General features: G+C 62.7%; 12 protein-coding genes and 3 tRNA genes. 2 read left to right on the plus strand and 13 right to left on the minus strand.

All coding sequences use genetic code 11. From position 1 onward, the window contains the following. Positions 1 to 36 precede the first annotated feature (36 nt). The 11 genes from J9885_RS06200 to J9885_RS06250 form a co-directional block, all read right to left on the minus strand. The gene (locus J9885_RS06200; protein ID WP_043761265.1) at positions 37 to 522 is read right to left on the minus strand and encodes a YqhA family protein; all 486 of its coding nucleotides are present in this window, start codon (positions 520 to 522) and stop codon (positions 37 to 39) included. An 83-nt stretch (positions 523 to 605) separates the two neighbouring features. Next, positions 606 to 1,307 carry a peptidase gene (locus J9885_RS06205; protein WP_210548461.1) on the minus strand — a complete coding sequence of 234 codons (702 nt, stop codon included), beginning with the start codon at positions 1,305 to 1,307 and terminating at the stop codon, positions 606 to 608. 28 nt (positions 1,308 to 1,335) lie between these two features. Continuing rightward, a complete protein-coding gene (locus J9885_RS06210) occupies positions 1,336 to 2,136 on the minus strand; it encodes a transglutaminase family protein (RefSeq protein WP_043761261.1) in 801 nt (266 codons plus the stop codon). Beyond that, complete coding sequence (locus J9885_RS06215; protein ID WP_043761259.1) at positions 2,133 to 3,059, minus strand: alpha-E domain-containing protein; 927 nt, start codon at positions 3,057 to 3,059, stop codon at positions 2,133 to 2,135. The genes J9885_RS06210 and J9885_RS06215 overlap by 4 nt, the downstream gene beginning before the upstream one ends. Next, positions 3,053 to 4,489: a circularly permuted type 2 ATP-grasp protein gene (locus J9885_RS06220; protein WP_134696790.1), complete on the minus strand. Its 1,437-nt coding sequence runs from the start codon at positions 4,487 to 4,489 to the stop codon at positions 3,053 to 3,055. The genes J9885_RS06215 and J9885_RS06220 overlap by 7 nt, the downstream gene beginning before the upstream one ends. Before the next feature lie 359 nt (positions 4,490 to 4,848). Beyond that, positions 4,849 to 5,688, minus strand: coding sequence for an oxidoreductase (locus J9885_RS06225; RefSeq protein WP_210548462.1), 840 nt, complete (start codon positions 5,686 to 5,688; stop codon positions 4,849 to 4,851). Positions 5,689 to 5,854: 166 nt separating this feature from the next. Beyond that, a complete protein-coding gene (locus J9885_RS06230; protein ID WP_246876859.1) occupies positions 5,855 to 6,868 on the minus strand; it encodes a patatin-like phospholipase family protein in 1,014 nt (337 codons plus the stop codon). Between the two features lie 23 nt (positions 6,869 to 6,891). Continuing rightward, on the minus strand, positions 6,892 to 7,557 hold the full coding sequence (locus J9885_RS06235) for an NAD(P)H-binding protein (RefSeq protein ID WP_210548464.1): 666 nt from the start codon (positions 7,555 to 7,557) through the stop codon (positions 6,892 to 6,894). A 10-nt stretch (positions 7,558 to 7,567) separates the two neighbouring features. After that, complete coding sequence (locus J9885_RS06240) at positions 7,568 to 8,578, minus strand: AraC family transcriptional regulator (protein ID WP_210548465.1); 1,011 nt, start codon at positions 8,576 to 8,578, stop codon at positions 7,568 to 7,570. Positions 8,579 to 8,751: 173 nt separating this feature from the next. Continuing rightward, positions 8,752 to 8,827: transfer RNA gene (locus tag J9885_RS06245), tRNA-Asn, on the minus strand. A gap of 2 nt (positions 8,828 to 8,829) precedes the next feature. Next, positions 8,830 to 8,905, minus strand: a tRNA-Asn gene (locus tag J9885_RS06250). Between the two features lie 513 nt (positions 8,906 to 9,418). On the opposite strand from J9885_RS06250, the gene dauA reads away from it, so the two are divergent. Next, on the plus strand, positions 9,419 to 11,155 hold the full coding sequence (dauA, locus tag J9885_RS06255; RefSeq protein ID WP_210548466.1) for a C4-dicarboxylic acid transporter DauA: 1,737 nt from the start codon (positions 9,419 to 9,421) through the stop codon (positions 11,153 to 11,155). Between the two features lie 270 nt (positions 11,156 to 11,425). Next, positions 11,426 to 11,513: transfer RNA gene (locus tag J9885_RS06260), tRNA-Ser, on the plus strand. A 306-nt stretch (positions 11,514 to 11,819) separates the two neighbouring features. Here J9885_RS06260 and alr read toward each other — a convergent pair. Both alr and kup read right to left on the minus strand, forming a co-directional pair. After that, the gene (gene alr, locus J9885_RS06265) at positions 11,820 to 12,932 is read right to left on the minus strand and encodes an alanine racemase (protein ID WP_210548467.1); all 1,113 of its coding nucleotides are present in this window, start codon (positions 12,930 to 12,932) and stop codon (positions 11,820 to 11,822) included. A gap of 935 nt (positions 12,933 to 13,867) precedes the next feature. Further along, positions 13,868 to 15,736, minus strand: coding sequence for a low affinity potassium transporter Kup (gene kup, locus J9885_RS06270; protein WP_210548468.1), 1,869 nt, complete (start codon positions 15,734 to 15,736; stop codon positions 13,868 to 13,870). Positions 15,737 to 16,306 lie beyond the last annotated feature (570 nt).

Below are 16,306 nucleotides of genomic sequence, written 5' to 3' on the forward strand. Positions count from 1 at the left end.
CGGTGCTTGATGAATAGATCCTGAATGAAAAGGGGGCTATTTGTGATCCGCCAGCCGTTCGGTGACCGCATAGATGAGGGCTGCCACCGAGAACGCCAGGAAGACGATGACGGACCACTTCATCTCGATCTCGTTGCCGGTACCGTCGGTCAGGAAGGCCTTGAGCACCTCGATGCCGGCGATGGTGACCAGGGAGTTGATGACGATGAGTTTGAGGGACGCGAAGTTGATCTTGCTGAGCCAGTTGTCGCCGAGGGCCGCCCGCTGCTCCGGCGTCTTGATGAACTGCACGTAGCCGCAGATGGCCACCAGGATCAGCATCTGGGCCACCAGCACGAAGTCCACCAGGGTCAGCACCCCGGTGATGAGATCCAGGTAGTGAATGTCGATGATGTCGCGGCACAGGGCATAGAGCTGCATGGCGAACTTCACCATCAGGAGGGCGACACAGACAAGGATGCAGACATAGAAGGGGAACATCATCAACCGGCTGCCATTGAGCATGACGTTGAAGCGGCGCATGGGAAACTCCATCGAGGGGGAAGGAGGCAAGAATATCCGGAAAGAGGGGGCCGGGAAAGCGCCTTGGCGCCTGCCCGGCCGGGTCAGAGAGGGAAGGGGGGCAGGCCCCGGAACAGGTGCTGCAGCCCCTCGCCCCAGGCCTTGCGCAAGGCCAGGAAGTGGGGGTTGTGCTCCGTGATGCGGTGCAGGCTGGCCGCCGAGAAACTCCCTTCGGGATAGACCATGGCATCCAGGGGCAGCCCCACCGAGAGGTTGCTGCGCAGGGTCGAGTCGATGGAGATGAGGGCGCACTGCATGGCGGTCTGGAGCGGCGTCTCGAAGGTGATGATGCGATCTATGATGGGTTTGCCGTACTTGCTCTCCCCTATCTGGAAGTAGGGGGTGTCGGCGCTCGCCTCGATGAAGTTGCCCTCCGGGTAGATGTGGAACAGGCGGTGGCGCTCCCCCCGGATCTGCCCCCCCAGCAGGATGTTGCAACCGAAGTTGACATGGCCCTGCTGCTGGCCCCCATCCCGGCTGATGACGGCGCGTATGGTCTGGCCGATGAGGGCGGCGGCTTCGTAGAGGCTGGGGAGGGTGAGCAGCTCCTGCCCCTGTGTCAGCAGGCTGATGACACTCTGGGTGGTGGCCAGGTTGCCCGCGCTTTGCAGCACGATCACCCTGTCTTCCCCGGTGAAGAGGTGCAGTTTGCGGAAGGTGGCGATGTGATCCACCCCCGCATTGGTGCGCGAATCGGACGCGAAGACCATGCCGTCTTGCAGGCACATGGCGACACAGTAGGTCATGGCAGTGCTCCCGCCTGAACTGTGCGTCTCATTGCTGTTGCCCATCCAGGCGGGTCACGCTGGCGTGGCTTTGCAACTGCTCGCACCCGCCGCCGTAACGCACGCCGCGCACCGGGCAGGCATCCAGATAGTCCATGCCGACCGCGAGCTTGAGATGCTCGCTGGGGGAGCAGGCCTGGTTGGTGACGTCAAAGGTGTGCCAGCGCGCCTCTATCCACACCTCGGCCCAGGCGTGCATGGCCACGTGGCTGTTGTCCTGGCTGTAGAGGTAGCCGCTCACGTACCGGGCCGGCAGGCCGGCGTGACGGCAGCAGGTCAGGAACACATGGGTGTGGTCCTGACAGACACCGCTGCCGGAGGCGAGGGCCTCGTCGGCGCTGAAGGTGGCGTCCGTGCTGCCGGGCTGATAGGGCATCAGCGCCAGGATGCGCTCCATCAAGGTCTGCAAATCGGCCAGGGTGGGCTCCTCTGGCAGACAGGATTGGGCGAGATCCCGCAGGGCCTGGGTCGGGTGGGTGAGGGCGGTGGGCCTCAGGTAGCTCAGAGGGGAGATGAGGGAGTGCTCTTCCCCCTCCGGGGCGTCGTCGCGGATCTCCACCTCGCCCCGGGCGCGGATCAGGATCCCCTCGTGAGGGGACTCCAGGCTCAGCACGTGCAGTATGTTGCCGTAGCCGTCCGTGGTGCAGGTCGCCTCCCCCGGCAGCTCCAGTTGCCAGGAGAGGATCTGCTGGCGGGGGGAGCTGTGGGGGGTCAGGCGCAGATACTGGGTGCTGTGGCGTACCACGTCGGCATAGTGGTAGCGGGTCTGGTGATCGATGATGAGTCTCATAATACCTCCAGGTAGGCGGCGTGAATGCTCTGGCCGATGGCGCCGATGTCGCTGAGAAAATCCCTCAGATAGGCCTGCATGCCGCGGGCAAAGACATCGTCGATGGCGCCATAGGTCAGCTGGGCGTTGAGTATGGTGGTGAGGCGGCGCGGCGTCTGGCCGGCGTTGCCCTCGATCTGGGCCAGGATGAGCTCCATCTCGTCGAGACAGGCGCGCAGGGAACGGGGCACCTCGTTGCGCAGGATCAGCAGCTCGGCGATGGAGGCGTGGGAGAGGGTCTTGTAGAGGGTCTGGTGTGCCTCGTAGGCGCCTACCGAACGCAGCAGGGCGTTCCAGCGGTAGAACTCGCGCACGCTGTCCTCGTCCTCCCGGATCACCTGGTACTTGACGGTGAGGATGCGCGCCGTGTTGTCGGCCCGCTCGATAAAGGTGCCAAGGCGCAGGAACCAGAGCACGTCACCGCGCATCATGGTGCCGTAGGTGGCGCCGCGGAACTGGTGTGAGCGCTCCTTGATCCAGTCGAAGAACTCCTGGGCCTGGCCGCTGGTGAGGCCCGCCTGGCGGCGCCGGCGGATCTCCAGCCAGGCGGCGTTGATGCTCTCCCACACTTCCCCCGGGATCTTGCCCCGCACGGCGTGGGCGTTGTCCCTGGCCATGCGCAGGCAGCTGAAGATGCTGACCGGGTTCTCCTCGTCGAAACAGAAAAACTGCAGCAGGTTCTCCATGTTCACCTGGCCGTAGCGGGCCAGGAAGGGTTCGTGGGTGCCGCTGATGGTGAGGGGGGCCACCAGCTCGCTGTGATCGGCGTCGATGGAGGGCATGAGCGACATGGTCTGGGTGACGTCCAGCATGCGCGCCGTGTTCTCCGCCCGCTCCAGGTGGCGGGACATCCAGTAAAGTTCACTCGCGGTGCGACTCAGCATGGGTTGCCCTCCATGACCCAGGTGTCCTTGGTGCCGCCGCCCTGGGAGGAGTTGACCACCAGGGAGCCTTCGGTGAGGGCGACCCGGGTCAGGCCTCCCGGCACCAGACGCAGCTCCTGCCCGGTGAGGACGAAGGGGCGCAGATCGATGTGACGGGGGGCGATGCCCGCGTCGACGAAGGTCGGGCAGGTGGAGAGGGAGAGGGTCGGCTGGGCGATGTAGTTGTCCGGGCGCGCCTTGAGCAGCTCGCGAAAACGGGCCAGCTCCTCGCGGCTGGCACAGGGGCCGATGAGCATGCCGTAGCCGCCGGCGCCATGGACCTCCTTGACCACCAGCTCCTCCAGATTGGCCAGCACGTGGGAGAGGGCCGCCGGCTCGCGGCACTGCCAGGTGGGCACGTTGTTGAGGATGGGCTCCTCCCCCAGATAGAAGCGGATCATCTCGGGCACATAGGGGTAGATGGACTTGTCGTCCGCCACCCCGGTGCCGATGGCGTTGGCCAGCACCACGCCTCCGGCGCGGTAGACCGAGAGCAGCCCGGGCACGCCGATGAGGGAGTCCGGGTTGAAGGCGAGGGGATCGAGGAAGTCGTCGTCGATGCGGCGATAGATGACATCCACCCTTTTCAGCCCCGTGGTGGTGCGCATCAGCACCTGGCCATCCTTGACCACGAGATCCGCGCTCTCCACCAGCTCCACCCCCATCTGCTGGGCGAGGAAGCTGTGCTCGAAGTAGGCGCTGTTGAAGCGGCCCGGGGTCATCACCACCACACAGGGGTTGTCCACCGGGCTGCTCTCGCGCAGGGTCTGCAACAACAGGGCCGGGTAGCGCTCCACCGGGGCGATGGGCTGGTTGTGAAACAGCTCCGGGAAGAGGCGCATCATCATCTTGCGGTTCTCCAGCATGTAGGAGACCCCGGAGGGGGTGCGCAGGTTGTCCTCCAGCACATAGTACTCCCCGTCGTGGTTGCGGATGATGTCGACCCCCGTGATGTGGACATAGGTGTCCCGGTGCAGGTCGACCCCCTGCATGCAGGGCTGGTACTGGGCGTTGGCGAGGATCTGGGCGGCCGGGATCACCCCCGCCTTCAGGATGCGCTGATCGTGATAGATGTCGTGCAGGAAGGCGTTGAGGGCGGTGACCCGCTGGCGGATCCCCAGATCCAGGTGTTGCCACTCCCGGGCGGGAATGATGCGGGGAATGCTGTCAAACGGGATGAGGCGCTCGGCGCCGTCCCCATCCCCGTAGACGTTGAAGGTGATGCCGACCCGGCGAAACAGCAGGTCGGCCTCCTCGCGCTTGCGTTCTATGCTCTTCTCGTCGGTCTGGTGCAGCCACGACAGGTAGGCGTGGTAGTGATCGCGAAACTGGCTGTCGGCGAGCAGCATCTCGTCGTAGCAACCGGGTCCGGGTGGCTTGATGGGTAGCATAGGCACCTCTCCTTGTGACGTCCCTGGGATCTGGATTTGCAAGGGATGTGCCAGTCAAATGAGTCGCTATCGAGGAGGGTGTCAGTAATTTTTTGCAGAAAAATCATATGGATGACATATCTGTCATCAGGGGCGTTGGCACCTTGCACCAGACTGGTACCCCATGGCGGGCAGCGCTGCGCCATTTTGTGGCAACGGACCAGGGGGCTCAGGGGAAGGGCGCGCGGGCAGAGGGGCCTCCCTTGCCCCATCAGGGGGCAAGGGGAGGAAAAGGCCTGGCCTGACGGCCGGGCCTTTTGTTGCCCATCTCTCGCCCGTGCAACCGGCCGGCATGGGGGCGGATGTGTGGTCGACAGGCGTCAGCCTCGCTGGTGCGGGATCCCTGTGGCAAGGCGCATGAAGCGGTCAAATGCGCGATCCGGTAACAAACGGCGCAGGAAGATCATCGGTCTGGCCCCAAAACCAACGGCATAGCGGGTCTTGGGGCGGCGGGCCTGAACCGCCTTGGCGATGGTATCCGCGATGAGTTCCGGCGGGGACTGGCGCTCGCGGCTGGCGCGTCCGATCATGGACTCCGCCATGGGGAGGGCCTGGTGGCCATATGGCCCGTCGCCGGAGACCTCGCGCAGTTTCTGCGCGGCAATGTCGGCCCACTCGGTCTTGATGCCACCCGGCTCTACCACCACCACCTTGATGCCGAAGGGTTCCACCTCCATGCGAAGGCAATCGCTGATGGCCTCAAGCGCGAACTTGGTTCCGTGGTACCAGGCGCCCAGCGGAGTATGGATCTTGCCGCCCATGGAGGTGATGTTGACTATGGTGCCAGACTGTCGGGCACGCATGTGGGGCAGCACCAGCTGGATGAGGCGGACGGCGCCAAACACATTGACGTCGAACTGGGCACGGCCCTCCTCAAGGGAGACGTCTTCAACCGAGCCGTAGGAGCCATACCCGGCATTGTTGACCAGTACGTCGATCTGGCCGGCTTCGGCGATGATCCTCTCCACTCCTGCCTGCATGGACGCATCCTGGGTCACATCCATGGCGATGACGCGGATCCCCGCGTCGGTCAGGGATTGCATGCGTTCGATGCGCCGCGCCGCGGCATACACGGTGAACCCGAGTGCCTTCAGTTTCATGGCGGTGGCCGCTCCGATACCGGAGGAGGCGCCGGTGACGAGCACAACGTTTGAGTTCATATGGAAGATCCTCGAGCAAAATGAATCGCATGCGTGTCCAGAAGCGGCTTGCCTGCGGTATCGATACCTTATCCGACTCGGGATGCCATGGTTCTGGCAAACGGCGCCATGACGCCATCGAACTGCGCCATCCCTTCTGATTCGCGTCAGTCTGTGGGGCGGGCGCTCACGGCGGTGAGGGGCCCATGGCTGCTGCGGTGAGGTGCGTGGCGGCGTCAGTGCGGCCAGGGGGCGTGCCATTGAGCGAGGCTGACTGCTTTTGCGCCAGCCTGTCTCGCATTGACGGCAGGAGTGCGACGGCGGCGTCATACCCCAGGCGTCTGAGGGTCTCCCTGTCCTGGCGACTGTTCATGCCGGCGGGGGTGACTGCGGGGGCAATCAGCACGTCGGCGGAGGCGGTTTCCGGGGCGGCGAGCAGGCAACTCTGCAACCGGGCGACGTTGAGCCACATGGCCGTGGCGGTGCGGGGAAAAGCTCGCGGCCCATGGCAATAGACATCCACGGCGATGACGACGTCGGCTCCCAGGGCGCGAGCGGCAAACACCGGAACCAGGGAGGTGACGCCCCCGTCGATGAGCGGCTGCCCCGCAGCGCTCACCGGAAGAAAGATGCCGGGGATGGCCGCAGAGGCGCGTACGGCTTCTCCCGTGTTGCCGCCCGTGATGACATAGGGCAGGGCGAGGTTGATATCCGTTGCCACCGCGGCAAATGGCACAGGGAAGTCTTCGATCGGCAACTGTCTCACCAGGGTATTGACCCAGTCCGAGAGAGCCTTCCCCTCGATGAATCCGGGGCCGTCCAGAGTCGGATCGGCCAGGGAGAAGACGGCAAAATCACTGGCCTGCTCCCAAAGCCGGTCTGCTGATGAACCAGAGGCGTACGCGGCCCCGATGATGGCGCCGACGGAGGTTCCCACGATCAGGTCAGGGTGAATACCTGCATCATCAAGGGCTTGCAGCACGCCAATGTGGGCATAGCCACGCAGACCACCGCCTCCCAGCACCACAGCCACGCGGGGTGGCTGGGCGGTGAGGTGACTGGGCGTGACCGGCGTCTTCCCCAGGGAGCCATCGACCAGCCAGGTGCCAGTGAAGGTCCGGGGGCGCTCGGGCATCTGCACGCAGGCGGCTGACAACGTGACGCCAGACAGCAGGCCTGCCCACAGCAGCATGCCTTTCATGGCCAACAACAGGGCTTGCATCCTCAAGGCGTCAACGTGGCGATGAGGTGGGAGGGCAGGGACACCACGCCCTGCGCGGTTGGCACCTTGTTTAGCAGCGCAAGGGCGACTTGCCGGGCGAAGACGGGTTGATAGGTGTCCGGCAGTATGGGCGCCAGCAGCCTGGCAAGGGGAATGGCCATCCACTCTCCCAGCCGGAACGGCTGCATCAGGTGCGTGCGTTTATCCAGCAGCAAGGAGGGGCGGGCGATGACCAGTGTGGCCAGATCCAGCGCCTTGAGGGCGTCCTCGAGCTCCCCCTTCACGCGCTGATAGAAGAGGCGAGAGCCCGGGTCTGCGGCGGCGGCACTGACCAGCCCAATGCGGCGAGCACCGGCCTTGACCGCGGCCCTGGCGACGGCCAGATTGGCCGTGAAGTCGACGGCGCGAAATGCCTCCCGGCTGCCAGCGACGGCGATGGTGGTTCCCAGTGCCAGATAGGCTTCATCTATCCGGGGCAGATCGGGCAGGTTGTCCATCTCCACGAGATGGGTCTGGAGTTTGGGGTGGCTGACAGCCAAGGCGCGTCGACTCAAGGCATGCACCTCGCAGACGGTCTCGTCACGCAGCAGGGCGTCAAGCAGTTCGCCTCCGACGAGCCCTGTGGCCCCGGCGAGCAGCACACGACGGGGATTGGGATGGGTGGACATGGGGCTGACCTCAGTTGAATCGATATGACTGGCGAGTGCTTTCCAGCGTCCGCCCGGTCCAATCCTGGAATGCGCGGTAGAAGGAGTTGGGATCTTCGAAACCCAACAGAAAGGCTATCTCCCCTCCAGACAGCGTGGTGTGCTCAAGGTAGTGGCAGGCGAGCCTTCTTCGCGTCTCGCTGACCAGGGCTCGAAAGTTTTCCCCCTCCTCTTCCAGCCGGCGTTGCAGGGTTCTCTTGCTCATGCCCAGGCGGCTTGCTGCCACCTCAATGGTGGCCGAGTTGCTTGGCAAGAGTTCGAGCAGGACGGCATGCACCCGCTCCGCCGTAGTGGCGGCAGGGTCCATCTCGCACAGCTGACGACGCAGCTCGGGCTCGAAGGCTCGCCACATTCCTTCGTTGCTCGTGAGAAAGGGGCGCAGCACGTCCACGGCAGAAAACGTAATGCTGGCTGGGGCTCCTGACGTGATGGCGGTGCCGAAGAAGCGCTCGTAGCGCTGCAGTGACTTTCCGCCAGGGAGTGCAGGCAGTGTCACTCGCACGGCATGGATCGCTTCACGTGTGGCGATCTGGGCCAGCCGGACAAAGAAGGCAAGTTCCACCACCTGCAGGGAGAGCGGCACCTCGGTGTGCCCTCCTTGCCAGCGGGGGGAGAGCGTCAATTCCCCCCCGGAGCCCACCGTGATCTCGAGGCTCATGGGGGCGATGAGCGCCTTGTACTTGGCCAGCCGCTGAACCGCCCGCATCAGATCCGGGCTGCACAGAGCGGCAAACAAGGGGGGGCTGAAGACTTCGCTTGAAACCGTCTCGATGAGTCGCAAGGGAAACAGGACGTCATTGGCTTCCTGCTCCAGCGCCCGCCAGAAACGGAAGTACTCATCCGTGGTCAACCCGTGATTTTCGCGCGACAGCGTGTCTTCCGGCAGCAGGGCCCTGCGCAAGACATGCCTGGATTGCAGGCCAAGGTCTTTGAGCAGCAGTTGCCATCCGACGTCCAGGGAAAAGTGAGATTTGTGTGCCATGCGTGCGCCTTTGCCGTACGAGGTGAAGTCAGTGCGATCGGAATGAGGGTCAGTATAGGGGGCAGGGCGAGCGCATTGACATGCAAAAGGCGACAATGTGGCAGCATCTGGCGCCAGAGACAGGCAAAACAAAAAGGCCCGATCTTGCGATCGGGCCTTTGAGGCATGGAATATGGCTCCCTCGACAGGACTTGAACCTGTGACATACGGATTAACAGTCCGCCGTTCTACCGACTGAACTACGAGGGAATTGGCTCCTCCTACTGGACTTGAACCAGTGACATACGGATTAACAGTCCGCCGTTCTACCGACTGAACTAAGGAGGAATTGCCTGTCTCGTCGAGACGGGGCGGATATTAATGGCCTCGCAGACGGGTGTCAACCCGATGGCTTGGGTAATAAATGGCTTTTCGGACTGTTTGCCCAAAACTTGGTCGCTGTGGACTATTTTCAGCACAATCAGCGGCTTGGCATGCCCCTTCTGACAGGAATACGACGTCGCTCTGCCACACCTCTCTTGCAGCTCTCTTCTTGCGGCATTTGGGCGGGGAGGGGGCGCGGGCCACCTTGCCTGCCATCGGCCTGCTTTCTCACCGGGAGGTGAGGGGCGTGGCGGTCCTGGCCGCAATGTGCGGGAAACGGCGCGCAAATGCGGGGGATAGGGGACATTATTGCGGGTTCATGGCCATTTCTTGATCCCGCCCATCGAATTATCGGGCCGGCTCGGGTATGGTTGCTCAGGATACCATCGCCGCGTCGACAGCTCTGCCGGCCCTTGATGATGATCGGGTGCCGGTTCACCCCGGCCTTTGCCTCCTTCTTCTGGTATTACCCTAGACATGCACAATCAAGCTTCCTTACAAGGCGTGAAGCTGGCTATCGCATTGCGCCAATCCTGCATAGACGAACCCTACAGTGCTGCCCGCTTCGGGCGAGACCTCATCGCCGGCATCACGGTCGGCATCATCGCCATCCCGCTGGCCATGGCGCTGGCCATCGCCAGCGGCGTGCCACCCCAGCACGGCCTCTACACCGCCATCATCGCCGGTATCGTGATCGCCGTGACCGGGGGCTCCCGCTTCTCCATCTCGGGGCCCACCGCCGCCTTCGTGGTGATCCTCTACCCGGTGGCCCAGCAGTTCGGGGTGGGGGGGCTCTTGATGGCCACCCTGATCTCGGGCTGCTTCCTGGTGGCCATGGGGATGGCGCGCCTCGGCCGCCTCATCGAATACATTCCGCCCTCGGTGACCCTGGGCTTTACCGGCGGTATCGCCATCGTGATCGCCACCCTGCAGATCAAGGACTTCTTCGGCCTGCAGGTGCCCGAGATGCCGGAGACCTACCTCGGCAAGGTGCAGGCGCTGGCTCATGCCCTGCCCAGCTGGCAATGGGGAGACACCCTGGTGGGGGTGGCGACCCTGGCGGTGCTGCTGCTCTGGCCGAGGCTGCGTCTGCCGGTCCCCGGCCACCTGCCCGCCGTGCTGGTGGGGGTGGGCCTGGGCTTTGGCCTGCACCAGTTCGGGGTGGACGTGGCCACCATCGGCAGCAAGTTCAGCTATACCCTGGCCGACGGTACCCAGGGCATGGGGATCCCCCCCATCGCTCCGACCCTGGTGATGCCCTGGGCCCTGCCCGGGCCGGACGGGGCGCCGGTGGAGTGGAACCTGGCCGCCATCCAGCGACTACTGCCTGCCGCCTTCTCCATGGCCATGCTGGGGGCCATCGAATCCCTGCTCTGCGCCGTGGTGCTGGACGGCATGACGGGTCGCAAGCACAGCTCCAACGGCGAGCTGCTGGGGCAGGGGCTCGGCAACATACTGGCGCCCTTCTTCGGGGGCATCACGGCGACGGCCGCCATCGCCCGCTCCGCCGCCAACGTGCGGGCCGGGGCCACCTCTCCCATCTCCGGTATCGTCCATGCGCTGGTGGTGCTGGCCGCCATCCTGGTGCTGGCGCCCTGGCTCTCCTGGTTGCCGCTCTCCGCCATGGCTGCCCTGCTGCTGCTGGTGGCCTGGAACATGAGTGAAGCGCACAAGGTGGTGGATCTGGTGCGCCGCGCCCCCAAATCGGACGTGCTGGTGCTGCTGGTCTGCCTGTCACTCACCGTCATCTTCGATATGGTCATCGCCATTACTTTCGGGGTGATCCTGGCCTCCCTGCTGTTCATGCGGGAGATCGCCAAGATGACCCGGCTGCACAATCTGGCGGAGCACAAGCGTTACGCCGGTGAGGTTCAGGCGGGGACCCTGATCTACAAGATCAACGGCCCCCTGTTCTTTGCCGCTGCCGAGCGGGTCTTTGACGAGCTGCTGGCCCAGGTGCGGGATCACGACGAGTTGATCCTGCAGATGGAGGCGGTCTCCATCCTGGATGCGGGGGGGCTGTCTGCATTCCAGCAGTTTGCCAGACGGATGGCCAAGGCAGGGGTCCGGCTCAAGGTGGCCGAGCTGCAGTTCCAGCCCCTCAAGACCCTGGCTCGGGCCAAGGTGTGCCCGGTCGCGGGGGAACTGGAATTCTACGGTTCGCTGGAAGAGGCCATGCGAGGGGAACATTTGCACGAAGCGGTTGAAAATTGATGGAAAGGGATAGAAAACGGCACCTTTTTAGTCACTTGGTTCGCTAATTGAGCAATCAGTGGCAAAAGATAAAAAATAGGATTGACCGGCCCGCTCCTATCCCTTACATTACGCCCCGTTCCAGCGCAATGGCGCAACGAACTCGTGTTGGCTGAACACGTTAAATCACAGACCAAAATTTGGTGAGGTGACCGAGAGGCTGCCCACCGACGAAGTCGGCAAGATGCACGCGCAGCGTGCTCCGAAAGCCACTTCAAGAAGTAAAAATTTGGTGAGGTGTCCGAGTGGCTGAAGGAGCACGCCTGGAAAGTGTGTATACGGCAACGTATCGAGGGTTCGAATCCCTCCCTCACCGCCAAATAAAGCAAAAGGCCCCGTCGCAAGACGGGGCCTTTTGCTTTATTCGATGATGGGCGGCTCGGTTCGGGCCCTGGTTCGACAGGCGGCCAGAGGCCGCCCGCAGGGCGAGCGCCAGGGACGGCGCGAGTCAATCCAGACTCATCGTCAAATTATAAAAACCGACCTCAAGGTCGGTTTTTTGCTTTGGGCGCAGCGGCAACATTCGTGCTCTTAACCCCTTGGCAAAGGCCCCGTCGCAAGACGGGGCCTTTTGTTTGTCAGGGGCCGGTTGCCACCTCGATGCGGCCGGCTTTAGCCCGATTGCTCAGGCCAGCTTCAACATCGGCATCTGTTCGCGGCTGTCGCAATGCGCGAGATGAACCCTGCTGGTCAGACGGGTGAGCAGCTCGTAGGGGATGGTGCCTATCTTCTCGGCCACCTGCTCCACCGGCAGCCCTTCTCCCCACAGGGTGACCGCATCCCCCACCTTGTCGCTGGCCGCCGGGCCCAGATCGACGGTGATCATGTCCATGGAGACCCGACCCACGATGGGCACCCGACGGCCATTGATGAGCATGGGGGTTCCTTCGGGGGCCATGCGGGGGTAGCCATCCCCGTAACCCGCTGCCACCACCCCGAGGGTGGTGTCCCGATCCGCCACCCAGTGACCCCCATAGCCGACCGCCTCGCCCTGCTGGCAGGCGCGGGTGGCGATGAGTTGGCTCTTGAGGGTCATGACCGGACGCAGATCATGGTCGGCGGCGAGCTGGCCGGTAAAGGGGGAGGCGCCATAGAGCATGAGGCCGGGCCGGATCCAGTCGCTGCGGGAGGCTGGCCAGGCGAGGATGCCGGCGGAGTTGGCCATGGCCCGCTCGCCTGGCAGGTGGGCGGTGAGGCGGTTGAACTCTTCGATCTGCAGCAGAGTGGCCTGGGTATCCTGCTCATCGGACTGGCTGAAGTGGGTCATCAGGTGGAACGGTTGCACCACGTTGCGGCAATGGCTCAGCCGCTCGATAAAGGCGGGCAGCTCCCGGGCGCGCAGCCCGAGCCGGTTCATCCCGGTATCGAGCTTGAGCCACACCTTGATGGGGGCGGGCAGGTTGGCCTGTTCGAGCAGCGCCAACTGCTCCCAGGTATGCAGGGTGGTCTGCAGATCGTGCCTGGCCAGCAGCGGCAGCGCCTCGGCACTGAAGAAGCCCCCCAGCACCAGAATGGGCTTGGTGATGGCGTTGGCGCGCAATACCAGCGCCTCCTCGACCCTGGCCACGGCATAGGCATCGGCCTGGGCGAGGGCGTGGGCGACCGGCAGCAGCCCGTGGCCATAGGCATTGGCCTTGAGCACCGCGATGATCTTGCTGTGGGGGGCGTGGCGGCGCACCACGGCGAAATTGTGCTGGAGTGCATCGAGATCGATGCTGGCCGTAACTGTGTTCATCATGGTGTCGGGTGTCTGCTCGATGAAAAGTGGGCTGCTGGTCTCAATCCTGATCCGGTGATCCTGGCTGCCACGGCGAGTGTGCAGGGGGTGACCGAATCATGTTGTTTTATGTGCTTTGAATTGTAAAAAGATGTTATCAGTTGTTTTGTTGGTGGTAAATTATGTGGCGAATGAGAATGTTTAAATGGGTAAAATACGGGATATTCCTCTGTATAAATTCACCTGCCGACGCTTTCTCTGGCTCCCTATAGGGGCAATATTTATCACTGCTTTTCTCCCTCCAGACTGGAGGGGAATTAGGCCCATTTCAGCCATATCTGGCCGGTTTTTTGTCATCGTTCCCCTTACGCGTTGGAAGGCTTATCGTGGAGCTGGAACTCACCCTGAGGGCCTCCATCATGGATACCCGAGCCTTTTCTCATCTCCTTCGCCATTCCCCTTCCCATGAATGCCCCTGTAAACAGATTGCCCTGCCTGCCCCATTGTCATGCACGGACAGATCCGCCCTGCACCATGGGGTCTGCAGGATGTGACGCCATCGCTGCACCATGACGGGGTGCCTGCGGAACGAAACGGGATAACTTCTTGGTGATGGTGGTGCAAATGGGTATGAGAGCGTGGATCGCAACCCGGTATTGGGTCATCAGATGCGGCATAACCAGTTGGGACAGCGGGTGATAGCCGGTGCCTGCCACATTCAACATGTAAACGGCTATCACCGCAGTCTACAGGAATGGGTGGCGCAATGTTTCGGCGTCGCGGCGTCCTGCCTGAAGCATCACCCGGATTGGGGTGAGGGGCGCAGCGTCATGGAAGGGGGTAAACACACAAGATGTGCTTGCATGAGGCGCCAGGGCGCCCCATGCAACAGGGCATGGGGGCCTGGCCACCACGAGGGCAAGTCTGTCTCCCCGGGGCTCGGGTATCGGCCCCGGTCAGATATCCACCTGGGATCCCAGCTCGACGACCCGGTTGGGCGGGATCTCGAACTGATCCGGCGCCCGCAGGGCGTTGCGTTGCAGCAGCATGAAGAGCTTGCCCCGCAGATAGAGGTACCAGGGGCGCTCCTTCATGATGAGCGACTCGTGAGCCATGAAGAAGGAGGTCTCCATCATCCGGCAGCTTAAGCCCTCCAGGTTGCAGCGGTGGAAGATCTCCTCCACGTTCGGGGTCTCGCGCCAGCCATAGCTCGCCACCACCCGCCAGAAGGTGGGGGAGAGCTGCTCGATGCAGACCCGGCGCACGTTGTGGACGTAGGGCACATCCTCCACCTTCAGGGTGAGCAGGATGATGCGCTCGTGCAGCACCTTGTTGTGCTTGAGGTTGTGCAGGAGCGCATGGGGGATGACGTTGACCACCCGCGACAGATAGACGGCGGTGCCCGCCACCCGGGTCGGCGGGGATTTTTCGAGCGACGCTATCATCGGCTCCAGCGAGTTGCCGTGCTCGTTCAGGCGGCGGATAAGCTGGCAGCGCTCGCTCTTCCAGCTGGTCATCAGGGTGAACATGACGGCCCCCAGGGTCAGCGGCAACCAGCCGCCGGAGAAGACCTTGGCGAGGTTGGCGGCAAAGAGCGGCACGTCGATGGCGAGCAGCAGGGCGAAGAGGGTGACTACCAGCGGCTTGCGCCAGTGCCAGCTGTGGCGGGCCACCGAGCAGGAGAGGATGGAGGTGAGCACCATGGTACCGGTGACAGCGATGCCATAGGCCGCCGCCAGATTGCTGGAGTGCTCGAAGCTCATGATGACGATCACCACAGAGAGATAGAGCAGCCAGTTGATGACCGGAATATAGATCTGGCCGGACTCCTGCTCCGAGGTGTGCACGATGCGGATGGGGGAGAGATAGCCGAGCCGCACCGCCTGCCGGGTGAGGGAAAAGACCCCGGAGATCACCGCCTGGGAGGCGATCACCGTCGCGAGCGTCGCCAGCAGCAGCAGGGGCAGCAGGGCCCATTTCGGCGCGAGCAGGAAGAAGGGGTTGGTGATGGCCTCGGGATTGCCGAGCAGCAGGGCCCCCTGGCCGAAGTAGTTGAGCACCAGGGACGGCAGCACCACCATAAACCAGGCGCGGCGAATGGGGCTCTTGCCAAAATGGCCCATGTCCGCATAGAGCGCCTCCACCCCCGTGATGGCCAGCACCACGGCGCCCAGGGCAAAGAAGGAGGCGCTCTGGTAGGTCATGAAGAAGCGCAGCGCCCAGATGGGGTTGAGCGCCCCCAGCACCTCGGGGTGCTGGAGGATGCTGCGAAGCCCAAGCACCGCCAGGGTCAGGAACCAGATCAGCATGATGGGGGCAAACAGCTTGCCCACGGTGGCGGTGCCGTGTTTCTGGATGGCGAACAGCAGGGTCAGCACCAGCACCGAGAGCGGCACTATATAGGGGTCAAGGGAGGGGGCGGCTATCTTCAGGCCCTCGATGGCCGACATCACCGACATGGCCGGGGTGATCACCACCTCGCCATAGAAGAAGCTGCCGCCAATGAGCCCCAGGATGATCAGCAAGGGGGTCCACTTGGCCGGAGTGTTGCGGGTGGCCAGCGACATCAGGGTGAGGATGCCCCCTTCGCCTGCATTGTCCGCCCGCATCACGAAGGAGAGGTACTTGACCGAGACCACCAGGATCAGCAGCCAGAAGATCAGTGAAAGAAAGCCCAAGATGGAGGCGGGCTCTACCCCGAAACCGAATTGGTCGGAGAGGCACTCGCGCAGGGTATAGAGCGGGCTGGTGCCGATGTCGCCATAGACCACGCCGATCGCCGCCAGCATGACGCCGGACAGGGCGGGTTTGTTAGTACAGTTCATAACGTTATCTGTCAGTGTGAGGGTGACAAGGCTGTCACCACTGGGCCCGAACACGCGAGGGTCTCGGCGCTCCGTTCAGGGGAATTCCGGGGTAGTGGTGGGGTTGGGGGTCAACTGGATATAAATAGGGGGCTAATCATGGAATACAGTCTGTTTATCTGCCATTCGGTGAATAATGACACAGAGTGAGCGGGTTTATGCTCAGGTATAAATAATCAAAAAGGGATGTCGGATGGGTTTATTAATTACTCGTCGATTGACGTGACTCAGCTAACAACAGGTAATCGGTTATTTTAGCTATGGCTCTATTTTACCCGGTGTTTCCTGTTAATCTGCTCATAAAATAAATGATAAAATGCTGACCAATAAATCGCAGGCTTTCGCTCGGCGTAGAAGGGGTCAGGTGGCGATAGTGTCCTGTTTTTGATGGCTGTTCAGGAGCTGGCAGGGCGGTAAGGGTGGTTTCTATAAATATGCCGGAATAATAAGAGTTGTATATAAGTTCAGGGTTCAATTGACGAGGTAAATTGCATCAGTAATTAACAAGAGTAAGGGCGCACAACAGGGTAG

The organism is Aeromonas sp. SrichE-2G (assembly GCF_017939565.1).
Taxonomy (GTDB): Bacteria; Pseudomonadota; Gammaproteobacteria; order Enterobacterales; family Aeromonadaceae; genus Aeromonas; species Aeromonas taiwanensis.

Bases quoted from the DNA above. Each gene is read 5' to 3' on its own strand.
- J9885_RS06225 (WP_210548462.1), bottom strand. From the start codon at position 5,688: ATGAACTCAAACGTTGTGCTCGTCACCGGCGCCTCCTCCGGTATCGGA.
- J9885_RS06240 (WP_210548465.1), bottom strand. From the start codon at position 8,578: ATGGCACACAAATCTCACTTTTCCCTGGACGTCGGATGGCAACTGCTG.
- J9885_RS06205 (WP_210548461.1), bottom strand. From the start codon at position 1,307: ATGACCTACTGTGTCGCCATGTGCCTGCAAGACGGCATGGTCTTCGCG.
- J9885_RS06215 (WP_043761259.1), bottom strand. From the start codon at position 3,059: ATGCTGAGTCGCACCGCGAGTGAACTTTACTGGATGTCCCGCCACCTG.
- J9885_RS06210 (WP_043761261.1), bottom strand. From the start codon at position 2,136: ATGAGACTCATCATCGATCACCAGACCCGCTACCACTATGCCGACGTG.
- dauA (WP_210548466.1), top strand. From the start codon at position 9,419: ATGCACAATCAAGCTTCCTTACAAGGCGTGAAGCTGGCTATCGCATTG.
- alr (WP_210548467.1), bottom strand. From the start codon at position 12,932: ATGATGAACACAGTTACGGCCAGCATCGATCTCGATGCACTCCAGCAC.
- J9885_RS06220 (WP_134696790.1), bottom strand. From the start codon at position 4,489: ATGCTACCCATCAAGCCACCCGGACCCGGTTGCTACGACGAGATGCTG.
- kup (WP_210548468.1), bottom strand. From the start codon at position 15,736: ATGAACTGTACTAACAAACCCGCCCTGTCCGGCGTCATGCTGGCGGCG.
- J9885_RS06230 (WP_246876859.1), bottom strand. From the start codon at position 6,868: ATGAAAGGCATGCTGCTGTGGGCAGGCCTGCTGTCTGGCGTCACGTTG.
- J9885_RS06235 (WP_210548464.1), bottom strand. From the start codon at position 7,557: ATGTCCACCCATCCCAATCCCCGTCGTGTGCTGCTCGCCGGGGCCACA.
- J9885_RS06200 (WP_043761265.1), bottom strand. From the start codon at position 522: ATGCGCCGCTTCAACGTCATGCTCAATGGCAGCCGGTTGATGATGTTC.